Below are 15,598 nucleotides of genomic sequence, written 5' to 3'. Positions count from 1 at the left end.
TCCTATTTCATCAGGATCTAAGGGAGTTGAACCTGCGACAGGTGCTGTCATCTGGACGCTCGGCCAAGCCAATTAACGCCAATGGCGTACCGTTCGACATGTCCCATATCTATGGCACCGGCAACATTGCCGCCGACCTGCTTGCGAATGCAATAACTGATTTCCCGGCTAAGTCTTGTCATGGAAGTTGCAGAAGATGACCGACGTTGCCGGAATGCAGAACGTACTTTCTAATCTGACCGCGCGCAATACGACGCACCGGCAGCAATGGGTTCCTGTTATTAAGGAACTGGACGGGATAGAAGCCGGTATGGCGGTACCGTCCTTAAAACGCAAGAGGCACGACAACTGTACCCGCTCCCAAAATTCCGTAACACGCTACTCGCCGAGCTGACACCGAAGACGGTGTTGACGAATGGCGGTCCAACAATGGGCCGCCGTAGTATTCAAGTGCTCGCGACTCAGCCGATCCTTAGGCACACGTTCCAGAACTCAGAATACCCCGGGAGCAACCGTGCCCCCAAAATGAACGAACGCACCACTAAGGACCCGATTGGCTTACCGGGCCCTCAATTGCTTCGACCTTGCTGTGATACCCATCCGTGAGGTCTGGTGCGACAACCTTTGCAATTTGCAGGCCATTGCCGCTGTCGGCATTACATTTCGGGAAACTCAGTTGGTTCAATAGGATAAGCGGAAATGAACTTCTTTCTCGATGGGGACCGACCCCTTTGGCATATTCCGGCTTCTGCCGCCCTCGGCTTCGCCCTTCTTCTGTTCCTTTTGCGCGTCGCGGGCAAGCGAACGGTTGCGAAGTTCAACATGTATGACATGATCCTTACCTTCACCGTCGGCTCGGTCCTCGCGTCGTTCATCGTTTTGGAACGGGTAAAGTTCGTCGATGCAGCGCTTGGCCTTACCTCTATTATCGGCATCGATTATCTTATTTCGCTCGCCGTCATCCGCTCTCAAACGATCCGGAATATGGTCAAGTCGTCTCCCACGCTTCTGGTCTTCAAGGGCGAATTGCAGGGCGCGAACATGCGTCGCGAGCGTATCGTCCGCGACGAGATCTTGATGCTAATGCGTCAGCATGGGATCGAGCGACTGGATGACATTACCGCAATGGTGCTCGAACCCTCCGGAGACATTGCAGTGTTCACCGGTGAAAGTAACGGTACCGCCCACGCTTTGCGCCGCTCGGGGGTAGAAATTTCGAACTGAACGAAAGATCATCCATATCTTTTGCGGTTAGTATGATTGCGAAAGACGGACGCCGACGACCCGTCGAAGTGCCGCCTTGAACTACGCGGGGGTCGCACCTCTGAGAACAGACGACCCTTGATCCTTGCTTTAAAGGGCACTGGATCAACCCAAAGCATGGAACTAAACAGGCAAAACCGCCGAATAGCCACTAAATGTTCTAGAGAGATCCCCGCTAAAACATCTCGTTAGATGATTGACTACATAATGACATAGATACTGTGCAGGTCTATCATCGCGTAAAGATCATTGCTCTGTCGTCGGAGCTGGTGGTCGATAGTCCAACAACAAGCGAGGCCGGGCGACGTTTCGATGGACCTTCCGCGCGTCGATTTCCACAGGGCCTTGGCAAGGGAATAGTCGGTTCCGTCATTGAGCAACGCTTCATGGAATTTCGCGTCGAAGCTCCGCATTCGCCAGTCTCCCACGGACTGCCCGAATCGGCGAACACCGCTTTCACCCCCACTGCGCCAGTCCAGTCCCGAACTGCCCTGGCGATGAACTCCGGACTATCGTCCGAACGATTATGACCCGGCACATCTTGCAGGATAAACAGGTGGGTCAGGACATCGATTACGTCAGTCGGTTTCAACTTGCGGTCGATCCTGATGACCACGCGCTTCCGGGTGAATTCGTCGACGACGGTAAGTACTCAGAACGTCCTTCCCTTGCGCTTCCGGCTCTCAGCGAGGTCGAAGTATCCCGCAGCCCGGCGGAGTCCTGCGCGAGCGAAGATCCCCAAAAGGGGGACGTGGTTCGACCGCTCGGAGCGAAAACGTTTGCACGGCCCCTCGTTCAGCCAAGATAGCGTTTTGCAGGCACTTCAGCTTCATCGGGGAAACGCCCCACAGCGGCCTTTCCTGATCCGCCGACGTCCTGCCGCCATGTCCGCTCGATCCGTTTCACGCTCAATGCCCAACCGGTATCTCGCAACATTGCCGCGATCCAGCGATAGCCGTAGCGCCCGGACTGGCTGGCGAGCGGAGCTTGGAAGCTTCCTAAGGCGATCGGCCGTGGGCCTCCCCACCCCCGGCAGGCTCAGATTCTCAGGCGTCAGATCCGAACCCGCCTTTCGCGGACGTGCGTTCTCCTTCTCAAGGCCCCTCAAACGCTTCACTTCACTGGTCTTCAGCCCATGAACGCTTTGCGCCATCGATAACAGGCGAACTCCGTTCACCCGATTAACCGAACCGCATCCGATGCCGATCGGCCCGGCGATACCAGCATGTCAACCTGCCGAGACATGGATAAGATCTCCTCCCGTTTGCTCCTCCTCTCCAAGCGGAGCGTGGGGGTATCTAGAGCAGGTACGTCCAGCCTCCGCTACCGTTCGAAACAGATATAGTTGATCCGGTCTAGATCCACTTAACGGTCTAAAATGTTGAACAGGAGGTTCTAAATACGATCGGCTCTTAGATCAGCGGTATAGGCCCCCCGTGCTTCTCGCTTCCTACACCGAGCCGACATGGCCGCCTCGGAGCAGCGGATTTCAGAATTTTGAACCAAACTTCCCAGAGAGTGCTTGTGCAGTAGGTCAATGTCGGCAATCCGTTCGCCGGAGCTGGAACGCGGTTCGACTTGATCGTCGGCAGTTCCCTTTCGATTTTGCTGCTCCGTTGTTATCTCCTGCGGTATCGACCCGCCCTTGATACAGGGTAACAGAGTTCCTCGAGCCTAAGCTTCGCACGATTGAGGATGCGCGGCTCAGGCTGTCTTTCCCGTTGCCGTTTGGGCCCAGCAGCCTCGAGGCCCTTATCGGAGTCCATTTTCATGACCAGTCACAACCGTACCGATGCAACTGGGGAAGCCCGGCGATGGGTTCCGATACTCGCAAAATACCGCGAACCTTCGGACAGCCGCAGTCTCGCAGAGATTGCCCTGACAATGGGACCATTCGTCCTGCTCTGGGCTCTTGGCTGGTGGGCGCTGTCGATCAACCACTGGCTCGCTTTTGCGATCGCGATTCTCAATGGTGCATTCCTCGTGCGGATCTTTGTAATCCAGCATGATTGCGGTCACGGCTCCCTCTTCCGCGACAAGACGCTTGGCGACTGGGTCGGTCGCGCGCTCGGGGTGCTCACCGTGACGCCCTATGACGTCTGGCGTCGTATCCACGCCGTGCACCACGGAGCTGCTGGCAATCTCGAGCGACGGGGACCGGGCGAAGTTTACACGATGACGGCGGCAGAATATCGCGAGCAGTCCCCTCTCGGCCGCCTGCGTTACCGTCTTTACCGTCATCCCGTCGTCCTATTCGGTCTAGGCCCGGCTTGGGTGTTCCTTTTCCAGAACCGCTTGCCGCTCGGACTGATGACTGCCGGCTGGCAGTACTGGGTCAGCGCGATGGGAACGAACCTCGCGGTGGCCCTTTCCCTGGGGGTCATGGTTGCCTTTGGAGGCCTCGAACCGGTTCTTCTCCTATTCCTTCCGACGACCCTCTTTGCCGCGACAGTGGGCATCTGGCTGTTTTACGTCCAACATCAGTTCGAGGACACGCTCTACCAACATGAGCCAGACTGGGACTTGCACGAAGTGGCGCTGCACGGCAGCTCACACTACGATCTTCCGGCACCGCTGCACTGGCTGACCGCCAATATTGGACTGCATCATATTCACCATCTCAACAGCCGTATCCCATTCTATCGTCTTCCGTCGGTCTTGCGCGACCATCCGGATCTAGACCAATCACAGCGTTTGACAGTTTTCGAGAGCCTGCGCAGCGTACGCCTCAAACTTTGGGATGAAGACCGCCGCCGCTTGGTAACGCTGAGCGACGCGTTCACAGCTTCACCTAGCCAGAGCGTCAGCGACCCAGCGGCGTTTTCGTAATGCTACGTTAGTAGCTTTGACTTTGCGGCCGATCCCGCCGCGAGTGAAACCTAGACTCTACTGCAGTTCGTGGTGCGACAAGTACTGTGGCGATGACGACGATATGGGCCAGCGTCACAGAGTAATTTTGGCATACGGTGCAGTGCGACCGATCAATCTAGTGACGCGCTCCGCACAGAAGCAGCCATCCTAAGTGATCGCGTATGCATTGTTGCGGACCCCACGCCTGAAGCAGGGGTCCTCTTTCCCCGCTGACGTCATGCCGCGCGGACGATGCTGGCGGTACTGGAGACGTTGGCGCGGTTGACGAGTGCGATGCGGATGTGGCTTTCGATTGTCTGGCGGTCAGGGTCTCGGCGACGATGCGTTCGCCGGAGGCCTTTATACCTCGCATCTTTGCTTCGTCGCGGCTTCGAGCGTGGTATCCGGTCCAATGCTTCCGGAATGCGCGATCGAAGCGCTATTTGGCGCGTAGCCTTTCGTTCCGAAACTTCGCCGCCGGGGCGTCTGCTTTCCAGGCGCGCCGTCCTTCCGGATCGGGATGGCCCGCCGTTCGGTGATGGCCGTCTGACGGCGGCGGGTGTCACAGGCACCGTCGGCCGCAACCGTGTCGATCCGCTCGTCGTTGGGAATCTGGTCGAGCATGCTCCGACTGCTCGCTCTTCTCGCCGTATTGGTGTCAGCTCCAGCTGCCTGTTGGCGATGCCGATCCACGGGCTCTGCTGCACGTAGCCCGACGGGGTCCGGATGAGCCGTGGCGTCTCCCCGAGCTTCCGCGTGGCCTCCACCCAATGGCTCCAAGACTGGCAATAGGCCGCGAAGGCCGCCCGGTCGGCCACCGTGAGGATGCCCGCCTCGAAGAGCGGCCTGGCAAGCCTGCGCCATTCCTTGCGCGCCGTGGCATCGAGATGGTCGGGACATCGCGATAACCCGCCCTCTCTCAGCTCCGGCGAGGCCCGGGGGTCGGCTTGCGACCTCGTCTCACGGGTCCTCCTCCCATCCATCGGGATCATGCTGCACGATGGAGGCTTCGACCAGCAATCCTTCCACCTCTTCCATCAGTTCGGCAAAGCGCGCGAAAAGTTCCGCATCGCTCAGCTCTTCGAAGGACGGGCCTGCTGGTCTGTGGTGGATCTCCGCGGTCTCGCGCCACCCGGCCGGCGTCTTGAGATAGAAGATCGACGAGGTCATGCAGCCCGCCCGCGCCTTCTGCAGCAGCCCGTTCGCGACATGCGCGATGGCCTTGGCCTTTCCTCTTTTATACCGCTTGAGAACCTCCGGCTCCCGCGAGCAGATTGCGTGGAAGGTGCTGCGGGAGATGCCGAAGTAATCGGCGATCTGGTCCTGGCTCAGAAGGACCGCCAGCGTCTCGACCTCGCGAGCCTGCTCCGAGGTCAGGCTGATCAGCGGCCGGCCCATCAGCCACGCTGCCCGCGGGTCACGGCGTCGAAGATGTGCCGCAGGACATAGCTGCGCACGAGAGAGACAAGCGTGAAGATCAGGGCCAGACGATCTGCGCCCGGATCTCGAAGCCGGTCGTTATAAGCCTCTCGGCCATGGTTCCGGCATGCAGCGCCCCGTGCCAGACATAGGCCACGTCGCCGGGGATGTGCATCTTCGCAAGCTCGCGACCGTGCTTGCCCTGGCGCACCGCCGGGGCGGACTGGTCGGGGAAGAATGCCGGCATGGACGCGAGGTTGCCCGTATGATCCGTCATCGCCCCGGCGATATCGCGGATCACCGCCTGACCTTTGCTCGTGCTGTAAAGATTGCACATGGCGGGCCTCACCGGTCTCGGAACGCTGGATGAGACTGAACCAAACCGGTTCCCGCTCACTTTGCCGCAGATGAAGTATGAGGCTCAAGCTGGGATCATACGATCTCCGATGAGCGAAGGAATCAATTACTGCGACTTGCTTGATCGCTGGAGAAGGCTGGAGCCACGTTCCATCAGGTCGAAAGCGACCCCCATCGAAGTGTTTAGGTTGGCCAGTCGAAAACACTACGCCGAACAGGCACTTAGAAAGACTTCACCAAATCAGCAAAGTCATCGGGTCGAGAGAATATCCGCCTGGAGAGACCGATTTCGGGCCTCGTGAAGCAATGGTGGTGTTTAGCCCCTCCTGCATAACCCTCGAAAACAAGAGAAAAATTCCGGCTGCGGCCGGATCGGGAGAACGCTTTCGCGCGGGCAAGTGGCGGAGCGACAGGGATTCGAACCCTGGAGACGGTTTCCCGCCTACACACTTTCCAGGCGTGCGCCTTCGACCACTCGGCCACCGCTCCGTGAGGGACCGCGTAGCGAAGTTCCGTCGCTCATGCAAGGCACGGATGAGGGCTGATCCACGGAAATACCCGGCTTTTCAAACTGCCCTCATTGGATAGCCCGGTTTTGATCTCGGTGCATTGCAGTTTTGGCACCATGGTCAGGTTGGACTGCGGCGCGGATGGGGATGGCGGATCCGGCCCCTGCCCAAGTGGTGGTCCGAGAGGGCTCGTAGCCAAGCGGCAATACAAGTATCTTCCGTCGTAACGCGTCAGGATTCGATCCCGATTGCAACTACTGCTCAGCTGTACAATATCTCGCCGTTCAGCCGCGCATGGCAGAACATCGTATCGTGGCTCTTGCGCTAGCCGGTTCCCCAAAGACTCCAGGCTCAATGAACGCGCGTCGGATGCCGATAGCCGCGATTTAGATCCTGACTATAGTCACCCTGAACTTCCGCCCCTTGTCAGACCTGATATGGCGCGACGACCTTGGCGGAGTTCGGCTCGCGGGCGGCCCGGATCGCTGGATACTCGCAAGTGAGCCCGCTCGGGACGTTCAATATGCTGGGACTTTCTTCGATCGTGGGTCCGGCATCCGACGACGTCGCTAGGCTAGATTTTACTGCAACGTGCTTGCCGCAGGCAGATACACGATCCATCTTGAGCCGGGCATTTTTAAATTCCCCACCCAGCTGCAAAGCCTCCCCCGAGTTGACCTATCCTTCAGGGAGACGACAAGCACCTAATTCTGCGCCGAGGCTGGATGCGTAGCAAAGGTCCTTTCGATACCGAACAGGTTTACCCGAACGCTTGCCGCGGATCTCAAGACTCAAATAGTGATGGTCTTCTCACTCGATTGGGCAGTCAGGTCCGCCATCATCTGCGCGCAGAAATTCGCGAAGTTGCAGTTACCTGTTGGGCACCGAGACCCTATTTAGTTCTGATTGGTGCCTAGCACCATCGAACTTGACCGAGCGAGGACAGAGGCCCAACAAGGAAGTACCTCGAAATATGTAGATAAACGAAATGACCCCCCTTTTCGGTTCGTCGATCTCTGTGATTCTGAAGGCCACAGTTCGGCAATTACCGTGATAGATCGCGAAGCTAGGCAAACTAAGTCGGGCGTTGTCGTTGAAAATACGCACCCAGATTGCATGAGTTAGGTTTCAAACATTCATTGGCTAGATGGACCCTTCGCTCGGCGTCACGCATGGTGACGCATCTCCAGTCGTTCTCGATCTAACGGCATCTTTCATGGCAGCAGGAAGCCGCCACTTGTATGCAAAATAGAGACGAACAGTTGGGACATTTGAGCCCTGCTGCGTTTCAGTCCGAACGGACGCAGAGAGAGCCCAGTTCCAAAGGCAGCAATCGTACCTTTGCGTCTGCGAACAAGTCGGTGAGTCGTGTGAATTCTCCGGGAAGCGTGAGACGCAGAGTCTCGAACCTTAGCGCTCGGTCAGCTTCAGCTCGATCCGGCGGTTTCGCGCACGGGCTTCGGCAGTTCCTGCCGTGTCGATGGGCTGGAATTCTCCGAAACCCGTCGGAGCCAGTCGATCCGCCGGAAAGCCCAACTCATCGGACATGAAGCGCACGACCGAAAGGGCCCGTGCCTGGCTCAATTCCCAATTGTCGGCGAACGAGGCGCTGCCGCGCAGTGGCACATCGTCGGTATGGCCGTCCACGCGGATGACCCAGTCGATGCCATCCGGGATCTCGCCTGCGACGTCCTCGAGCAGAGCGGCCACCTGCGCGACCTGCCCCTCGCCCGCCGCCGAAAGGTCAGCCGAGCCTGACGGGAACAGGACTTCGCTATCGAACACGAAGCGGTCGCCGACGATCTCCACCCCGTCGCGATCCTCAAGGAGGCCTCTCAGCCGTCCGAAGAATTCCGATTGGTACCCTTCGAGCCTTTCGCGCTCCGCTGCTTCGAGTTCGGCACGTCGACGCTGTTCCTCGGCCTCCCGGACGAGCGCCGCATTGAGCCTTTCCCCGAGCGTGTCGATCTCGATATCCTGCGCCTCCCGTTCGGTCTCGGCCAGATCGAGAAGTTCACTCAGCGTCGCCACGTCTTCCCGCAACCGCGCGACCTGCTGATTCAGCGCTTCCATCTCCCGCTCCGCAAGGGCACCCGCAGTCTCGGCGTTACGAAGTTCGGCATTCGCGGTCGCGAGCAGAGCCGCCTGACGCTCGGCGTCGCTCATCCGCTCGGCAGCGCGGTTCTCGGCCGCGAGCTTCAGAGCCAACGCCTCTTCGAGCTGCGCGCGCAGATCGCTCGCACGGCTTTCCGCTGCCGCGTCGAGCGCGGCGGCTTCCTCGCGCGCTTCGACCAACGCGGCCGCAAGACGATCGCGCTCATCGGCCTCGCGGCCGGCATCCTCGCGCAAGGCTTCGACCCGGGCCTCGGTCTCGGCAAGTGCGGCCCGTGCGGCCTCCAGATCACCTTCGAAGCTCAGCCTAGCTGCACGGGCTTGATCAAGCGCATCGGCAATCGAGGCAAGCTCCCGGTCCTGCTCCGTCTCTCGCGACAAAGCCGCAGCGAGCAATTCCGCGCTGCGGTCCCGCTCTTCCTCGGCCTCGGATTGGGCGCTCCGCGCGCCATCTCGCGCGATCAACGCAGCAGTCAGCCGTTCGTCGAGATCCTCTTCGGCCCTTCGCGCCGCAGCAAGCAGCGTCAGAGTTTCCTCCGCCCTCGCACGCTCTTCCTCGAGCGCGAGGGTCATCGCCGACAGTTCGGCTTCTGAATTCGCAAGCCGTTCGCGCAGCGCATCGGCCGCGGCGGCTTCGACCACACGCCGCGCTTCCTCGTCGGACAGCGATGTCTCGAGACTATTGACCCGTTGAACGAGTTCCGCCGCTTCCCCCTCGGCTTCTCCCAGATCCGCGCGCAGATCAGCTGTCAATGCTTCCAGTGCTTCACGCCGGGCGGCAGCCAAGCGAGCCTCTTCTGCAGCGGCGTCGATCTCGTCGCGGGCCTGCGCAAGCGCGAGGTTCAACGCTTCTTGGTCGGAAATAAGGCGAGCCTCGCTTTCGGCGAGGCTCGCGGCCTGCTGGCGCGCAGTGTCCCGCGCGGTCAGGAGCGACGCAACCTGCTCCTCGAAGCTCGCGATCCGCCCCCCCTGCTCCTCGATCCTCTGCGACTGCGCCTCGGACCTCGACCTCAGCGCATCTCGTTCGTCTGTGAGGGCCTGCGCCCGCTCCTCCGCCCGTCCGAGCGCAGCGCTCAGTCCCGATACCTCGCTCGCCAAAGTGTCAAGCTGGCTGCGCTGGCCCGATATTTCCTCCCGCAGGACGAATTGCACGACCATGAAGATCGTAAGGAGGAACATCATCACGAGAAGGAGCGCCGTCATCGCGTCGACGAAGCCCGGCCAGATCGCGGCGTTCACGCTGCGCGTGGCACGTCTGCTCAGCGCCATGGGGTCATTCCCTCATGCTGGTCTCGGATCGCCCGCCGCGCGCGATCGCCCGCGTCATCTGCCTCAATTCCTGCCTTAGTTCGGCCGTCGCCTCCTGCCGACCTGCAGCGAGTTCCTCGGAGATACGCAAAAGCTGCACATCGATGGACCGCAACCGCATCCGGCTTTCCGCATCGATAGGTCCCCCCTCGCCCGCCGTCTCGAGAGCTTCTGCAAGACGATCCTGTCCCTGTCCCAGACGCTCCATTGCCGGGCCGAGCGCTGCCTCGGCCTCCAACCGGTCGGCGAGCCGGGAAATACCGGAGGAGAGCTCCCCCAGCCGGGCATCGACCTCAGATCGGGCCTGGTCCGACCGCGCGAAGAGTGCCTCGAGCCGGTCCATCTGCCCTGACATATGCTCCATCGCAGCGGCCACGACGCCGGCATTTCCGGGGGTTCCATCGATCTCGGGCCCGGCGAAACCCAACCGGGTGATCAGGCTCAGCCATTCCTCGAGTTCGCGATAGAACCGGTTCTGGCCATGGCTCGCGAAGAGTTCCAGAAGTCCGACGACAAGCGATCCGGCAAGCCCAAGAAGCGACGAGGCGAAGGCCACTCCCATTCCGCCCAGCTGCGATTCGAGCCCTCCCATCAGCCGCCCGAAGACGTCCATCCCGTCCTCTCCGTCAACCGGGGCGAGTGCGCGGATCGTCTCGACGATGGCGGGAACCGTCGTGGCAAGGCCATAGAATGTCCCGAGGAGCCCCAGGAAGATCAACAGGCTCACGATGTATCGTGTGATGTCGCGCGCCTCGTCGATCCGCGTGGCGACCGATTCGAGGATGGAGCGCGCCGAGGTCGGCGATATCTGCAGGTTGCGCCGCGTACGCAGCAGCGCGGCCAGGGGTGCCAGCAGCCGCGGCGCGCGCGTCGCCTGATGACCGGGCGTGTCGCGTGCGAATCCCTCGATCCAGTTGACCGACTGGATCAGCTGCAACTCCTGCCAGAAGCATGTGAACACCCCGATCAGGAAAACGATCAGGATGAACCCGTTCAGCAGCGGGTTGGCGAGAAAGACCGGAGCAACCCGGGGATAGGCGAAATAGGTGCCGATCGCCACGAGGATCAGCACGACGATCATGCTTACGATCTGACGCACGGGTTGCGAGAAATTCGGCTCGGCCGCGCGGTCCGGCTCTGGCATCATCGAAACGTTCCGATCCTGATCATAACCTCGCAGCATAAGCCATTGCCATCCCGAGGGAAAGATACCTAGCCCAGCGCTTTGACCCGCTCTACCAGCCAGTCGAGTTCGGCATCTCCTATCCCAAGCTCCGAGAGATGCGATGCGGTGTTCAGGAGATACTCGTCATTGGGTCCCCGATCGCCGGTGGCCCCGGCGATGATGCGGGCCTGCTCTTCGAGCGGCAGGTCGCAATATTGCTCGTGGTCGGGATCGATCACGTAGACCAGCGCCTCGACGCGCCGTCCGTCGGACAATGTCACAGGTGCCACCCGCTCGAGATAGGCCGAGGAGATCAACTCACGTGCCCGAAGCGCTGCGAGCGTTTCCGTCTCGTGGCCGCCCTCCACCCGAAAGGCCACGCCGAGGCAGGATGCCCCTGCATCTTCGTCGAGCGCGAGGACAAGGCCGGGTTTCGCCACGCTTCCGCGGTGGTGGATCGAGCGCATGCAGAACGTGCGGCGATACCCGGCAAGCGTCGCGACGACGCGTTCGGCTACCGGGAATTCGGGATTCCAGATCAGCGAGCCGTAGCCGAAGACCCAGATCGGACCATTCATCTTCTCTGGCATGCGTTCCATACCGCCTATAGACACGATGCGCGGCCCATTGAAAAGAGGACGGTTTTCATGCGCAAGGTGATCCTGGTGGTGGTCGCGGCCGCGATCGTCTGGTCGGGCTACTGGTTCGTTGGCGCGGCGGCTCTGGATCGGGGGATCGACGCCGCCCTGGACGAACTTCGCGCCGAGGGATGGCGCATCGAGGCGGCGGATAGGGGCATCAGCGGATTTCCCAATCGCTTCGACACGAGCTTCGACGCACTCGAGATCCAAGCCCCCGATGGCGATCGCCTGACGATGCCATTCTTCCAGATCCTCGCCCTCAGCTACAAGCCGAACGAGATCATCGCGATATTCCCGCCGGAGATCTCCCTGGATCGCGGCGGTCAGGTTGTAAGGCTGACGAACGAGGATGCCCGTGGATCGGTCACTTTCCGGACCTCGCCCGACCTGCCACTCGACCATTCGGCCTTCGTGATCGAGGATCTGCTGATCGAAAGCGACGGCATCGACTTTTCCATGGACGAGTTGCGTTTTGCGACCCGGATCCCGCCGGGTGCGCCGGATGCACGTCACCAGAACATCGGTCTCAGTGCGACCGGCATTGTCCTGCCCGAACAGATCGGTCGCCGGATCGAAGCGACGGGACTGGGCCCGATCGAGGTCCTCCGTGTCGATGCGACGCTCGACTTCGCGGCCCCGATCGACCGTCACGCGCTCGGCAATCAGCCTCGGATCGATAAGATCGACCTACACGACCTCGCCCTCGACTGGGGCGGGATCGGGCTGGACGGAGAGGGCCTGATCGAGATCGGTGCCGACGGCTTGCCCATGGGCGATATCGACCTGACCCTCGAGAATGTCGATCGCGCGATCGAGGTCGCGGTCGCCGCCGGCCTCATTCCCGGGAACCGCGCCGCGATGATCACTCAGGGACTCTCGTTTCTCGGCGGATCGGGCACCGAAGGCCGCGTGACCTTGCCCCTTCGCTTCGCCGACGGCGACATGATGCTTGGGCCCATACCGCTGGGTCCCGCGCCGCGCATCGGGGTCGGACGCTGACGCGGTTCAGGTGAACTGCTCCTGGATCAACCGCTCTTCGAGCCCGTGTCCCGGGTCGAAGAGGATGCGATGCGTGATCGAAGGTTCACTCTGGACCGTGACGCTGGCGACCTCGCGCACCGACTGGCCATCCGCATCCGACATGACCGGGCGCTTCTCGTGCTCCAACACGTCGAACCGAACGCTCGCGTTCTTGGGGAGGAGCGCGCCCCGCCAGCGCCGCGGCCGGAATGCCGCCATCGCCGTCAGCGCCAGAACCTCCGCGCCGATCGGGAGGATCGGACCGTTGGCCGAGTAATTGTAGGCCGTCGACCCTGCGGGTGTCGCCACCATCGCACCGTCGCAGACCAGCTCGTCCATCCGGACGCGTCCGTCGACGCTGATCCTGAGCTTCGCGGCCTGCGGCCCGGCCCGGAGAAGAGAGACCTCGTTGATGGCGAGGGCCCTGAAGGTCTGTCCGCCTGTCGTCCTGGCCTCCATGGAAAGGGGATTGATCCGCGCGACTTCCGCCGCCTCGAGCCTGTCGATCAGGTTGTCTTCCTGAAACTCGTTCATCAGAAAGCCGATCGTTCCGCAATTCATGCCATAGACCGGGGCCGGCAATGCTTCGGTCGCGTGCAGGGTGTGGAGCATGTGGCCGTCGCCGCCGAGCGCGACGATGACGTCGGCCCCGTCGGGATCCGTCTGGCCATACCTGAGGCAAAGCCGCTCCATGGCTTTCTGGGCGATCTCCGAGCGCGACGCGACGAAGGCGATCTTTTCATACATCCCGGGATCTTCTCCCCCACTGGTCGCGCTCAACGTGACGGCGCGACGACAGTTTGACAAGCGCCCCCGAATCCGACCTGCGTGCATCTTCTCTTCCGTCGCGAGGGTCCTTGCGCTATGGGGCGAAAGCATTCCCTGCCCGATCTCGAAAGGATGTCTGCCATGAACGCTCCGCACCGCGACGAAGGCTTCTTCACAAGCGCCCTTTCCGACCGCGACCCGGCCTTGGCCGAGGCCATGGACCACGAGCTCGGCCGTCAGCGGCACGAGATCGAGCTGATCGCCTCCGAGAACATCGTGAGCCGCGCGGTAATGGAAGCGCAGGGTTCGGTGCTGACCAACAAGTACGCCGAAGGCTATCCCGGGCGGCGCTATTACGGCGGTTGTCAGTATGTCGACGTGGTCGAAACCCTCGCGATCGACCGCGCCAAAAAGCTTTTCGGCTGCAACTTCGCCAACGTTCAGCCGAACAGCGGATCGCAGGCCAACCAGGGTGTCTTCACCGCGCTGCTCCAGCCCGGCGACACGATCCTGGGGATGAGCCTCGATGCCGGCGGGCACCTCACCCACGGTGCCAAGCCGAACCTGTCGGGCAAGTGGTTCAACGCAGTGCAATACGGTGTCCGCCGTCAGGACATGGCGATCGATTATGACGCGATCCAGTCCCTTGCCACCGAACATCAGCCCAAGATGCTCATCGCCGGCGGATCGGCCATTCCACGGATCATCGACTTCGCCCGCATGCGCGAGATTGCCGACAGCGTCGGGGCCTACCTCCTCGTCGACATGGCCCATTTCGCCGGCCTCGTCGCGTCGGGACACTACCCTTCGCCCTTCCCGCATGCCCATGCGGCGACGACCACCACGCACAAGACGCTGCGCGGACCTCGCGGCGGGATGATCCTCACCGACGACGAGGCCTTGGCCAAGAAATTCAACTCCGCGATCTTTCCCGGCATCCAGGGCGGGCCGCTCATGCACGTGATCGCAGGCAAGGCCGCGGCCTTCGGCGAGGCATTGGAGCCCGGTTTCAAGACCTACCAGGCGCAGGTCATCGCCAACGCGCAGGCCCTTGCCGATCAGCTGATGAAGGGCGGGCTCGACATCGTGACGGGTGGGACCGACACGCATCTCCTGCTCGTCGATCTCCGCCCCAAGGGCGTGAAGGGAAACGCGACCGAGGACGCACTGGGCCGCGCGCACATTACGTGCAACAAGAACGGCATCCCCTTTGACGACGAGAAGCCCACCATCACCAGCGGGATCCGTCTTGGCTCTCCCGCCGGAACCACACGTGGCTTCGGAGAGCCCGAGTTCCGCCAGATCGGCGATTGGATCACCGAGGTGGTCGACGGCCTCGCCCAGAACGGTGCCGACGGCAATTCCGAAGTCGAGGCCCGCGTGAAGGCCGAGGTCGAGGATCTCTGCGCCCGCTTCCCGATCTATCCCGACCTGTGAACCGCCTCGCCACGCAGAGTTTCGGCGAGGGGGGCCGCCCCCTCCTCGTCGCGCACGGGTTGTTCGGCACGGGCCGCAATTGGGGCGTGATCGCCAAGCGCCTGTCCGATCGCGGCCGCGTCGTCACTGTCGACATGCGCAATCACGGCGACTCGTTCTGGGACGACGACCATTCCTACAAAGCGATGGCCGGCGATCTGGCCGAAATCATCGGTGAAGAGGAATGGGACGTGCTGGGCCATTCGATGGGCGGCAAGGCGTCGATGGCGCTTGCGTTGCACCATCCCGAAAAGGTACGCCGCCTCGTCGTAGCCGATATCGCTCCCGTCGCCTACAGCCATTCGCAGATGCAGTTCATTCATGCGATGCGCGCGCTCGACCTGTCGCAGATTTCCACGAGGAAAGAGGCCGACGACGCCTTCGCCGTGCATGTTCACGACGCGGGCGTACGAGCGTTTCTTCTCCAGTCTCTCGACGTGCGCGAGGGGCGTTGGCGGATGAATCTCGACGTCCTTGAGGCCCGGATGGAAGAGATCACGGGCTGGCAGCCGATCGACGCGACCTTCCCCCGCGCGGCCATGTTCCTGTCAGGCGGCGACAGCGACTACGTCAAATCCGAATATTCCGATGACATCCGCGCACTTTTCCCGAAAGCACGCTTCGTTTGGATTCCCGGCACCGGCCACTGGCTGCACGCCGAGAAACCGCGTGACGTCGAAGCGTCGATCCGCCTCTTCCTCGATGCGTGA

At 61.4% G+C, this 15,598-nt stretch carries 13 protein-coding genes, 1 tRNA gene and 3 pseudogenes; 6 read left to right on the top strand and 11 right to left on the bottom strand.

The genetic code is table 11. The annotated features are described in order from the left end of the window. The first annotated feature begins 196 nt into the window (after positions 1–196). On the top strand, positions 197–394 hold the full coding sequence (locus RVY76_RS04030; protein ID WP_317376020.1) for a hypothetical protein: 198 nt from the start codon (positions 197–199) through the stop codon (positions 392–394). A 305-nt stretch (positions 395–699) separates the two neighbouring features. After that, positions 700–1,224: a DUF421 domain-containing protein gene (locus RVY76_RS04025; protein ID WP_317376019.1), complete on the top strand. Its 525-nt coding sequence runs from the start codon at positions 700–702 to the stop codon at positions 1,222–1,224. Positions 1,225–1,495: 271 nt separating this feature from the next. Here the strand turns inward: RVY76_RS04025 and RVY76_RS18670 are convergent. Both RVY76_RS18670 and RVY76_RS18665 read right to left on the bottom strand, forming a co-directional pair. Continuing rightward, a pseudogene (locus tag RVY76_RS18670) lies at positions 1,496–1,903 on the bottom strand (hypothetical protein); the annotation flags it as partial. Between the two features lie 155 nt (positions 1,904–2,058). After that, positions 2,059–2,271 (bottom strand): IS3 family transposase, encoded by a 213-nt coding sequence (locus tag RVY76_RS18665; RefSeq protein ID WP_410796018.1) that lies wholly within the window; start codon positions 2,269–2,271, stop codon positions 2,059–2,061. Between the two features lie 762 nt (positions 2,272–3,033). Between RVY76_RS18665 and RVY76_RS04020 the strand changes: the two genes are divergently transcribed. Then, positions 3,034–4,092, top strand: coding sequence for a fatty acid desaturase (locus RVY76_RS04020; RefSeq protein ID WP_317376017.1), 1,059 nt, complete (start codon positions 3,034–3,036; stop codon positions 4,090–4,092). Between the two features lie 257 nt (positions 4,093–4,349). Here the strand turns inward: RVY76_RS04020 and RVY76_RS04015 are convergent. The 8 genes and pseudogenes from RVY76_RS04015 to RVY76_RS03980 all read right to left on the bottom strand — a co-directional run. Continuing rightward, positions 4,350–4,737: pseudogene (locus RVY76_RS04015) on the bottom strand (IS5/IS1182 family transposase); the annotation flags it as partial. A gap of 107 nt (positions 4,738–4,844) precedes the next feature. Then, positions 4,845–5,096, bottom strand: a pseudogene (locus tag RVY76_RS04010) (P27 family phage terminase small subunit); the annotation flags it as partial. Beyond that, positions 5,074–5,511 (bottom strand): hypothetical protein, encoded by a 438-nt coding sequence (locus RVY76_RS04005; RefSeq protein WP_317376016.1) that lies wholly within the window; start codon positions 5,509–5,511, stop codon positions 5,074–5,076. The pseudogene RVY76_RS04010 and the gene RVY76_RS04005, both read right to left, overlap by 23 nt. 79 nt (positions 5,512–5,590) lie before the next feature. Next, positions 5,591–5,833, bottom strand: coding sequence for a hypothetical protein (locus RVY76_RS04000; RefSeq protein ID WP_317376013.1), 243 nt, complete (start codon positions 5,831–5,833; stop codon positions 5,591–5,593). A 455-nt stretch (positions 5,834–6,288) separates the two neighbouring features. Then, positions 6,289–6,378 (bottom strand) — tRNA-Ser (locus RVY76_RS03995). Between the two features lie 1,430 nt (positions 6,379–7,808). Continuing rightward, a complete protein-coding gene (locus RVY76_RS03990; RefSeq protein ID WP_317376012.1) occupies positions 7,809–9,779 on the bottom strand; it encodes a peptidoglycan -binding protein in 1,971 nt (656 codons plus the stop codon). A gap of 4 nt (positions 9,780–9,783) precedes the next feature. After that, positions 9,784–10,962 (bottom strand): biopolymer transporter ExbB, encoded by a 1,179-nt coding sequence (locus RVY76_RS03985; protein ID WP_317376705.1) that lies wholly within the window; start codon positions 10,960–10,962, stop codon positions 9,784–9,786. Positions 10,963–11,030: 68 nt separating this feature from the next. Then, positions 11,031–11,573 (bottom strand): gamma-glutamylcyclotransferase, encoded by a 543-nt coding sequence (locus tag RVY76_RS03980; RefSeq protein WP_317376011.1) that lies wholly within the window; start codon positions 11,571–11,573, stop codon positions 11,031–11,033. Positions 11,574–11,630: 57 nt separating this feature from the next. Here RVY76_RS03980 and RVY76_RS03975 point away from each other — a divergent pair, with 57 nt between their 5' ends. After that, positions 11,631–12,623 carry a DUF2125 domain-containing protein gene (locus RVY76_RS03975; protein WP_317376009.1) on the top strand — a complete coding sequence of 331 codons (993 nt, stop codon included), beginning with the start codon at positions 11,631–11,633 and terminating at the stop codon, positions 12,621–12,623. A 6-nt stretch (positions 12,624–12,629) separates the two neighbouring features. On the opposite strand, the gene RVY76_RS03970 is transcribed toward RVY76_RS03975, so the two are convergent. After that, positions 12,630–13,391 carry an NAD kinase gene (locus tag RVY76_RS03970; RefSeq protein WP_317376007.1) on the bottom strand — a complete coding sequence of 254 codons (762 nt, stop codon included), beginning with the start codon at positions 13,389–13,391 and terminating at the stop codon, positions 12,630–12,632. A 162-nt stretch (positions 13,392–13,553) separates the two neighbouring features. Here RVY76_RS03970 and glyA point away from each other — a divergent pair, with 162 nt between their 5' ends. Next, positions 13,554–14,849 carry a serine hydroxymethyltransferase gene (gene glyA, locus RVY76_RS03965; protein WP_317376005.1) on the top strand — a complete coding sequence of 432 codons (1,296 nt, stop codon included), beginning with the start codon at positions 13,554–13,556 and terminating at the stop codon, positions 14,847–14,849. Next, the gene (locus RVY76_RS03960; RefSeq protein WP_317376004.1) at positions 14,846–15,598 is read left to right on the top strand and encodes an alpha/beta fold hydrolase; all 753 of its coding nucleotides are present in this window, start codon (positions 14,846–14,848) and stop codon (positions 15,596–15,598) included. Before glyA ends, RVY76_RS03960 begins: the two co-directional genes overlap by 4 nt.

The sequence above is a fragment of the Palleronia sp. LCG004 genome (assembly GCF_032931615.1).
GTDB lineage: Bacteria > Pseudomonadota > Alphaproteobacteria > Rhodobacterales > Rhodobacteraceae > Palleronia.
This window is presented reverse-complemented; position numbering and strand designations above follow the sequence as displayed.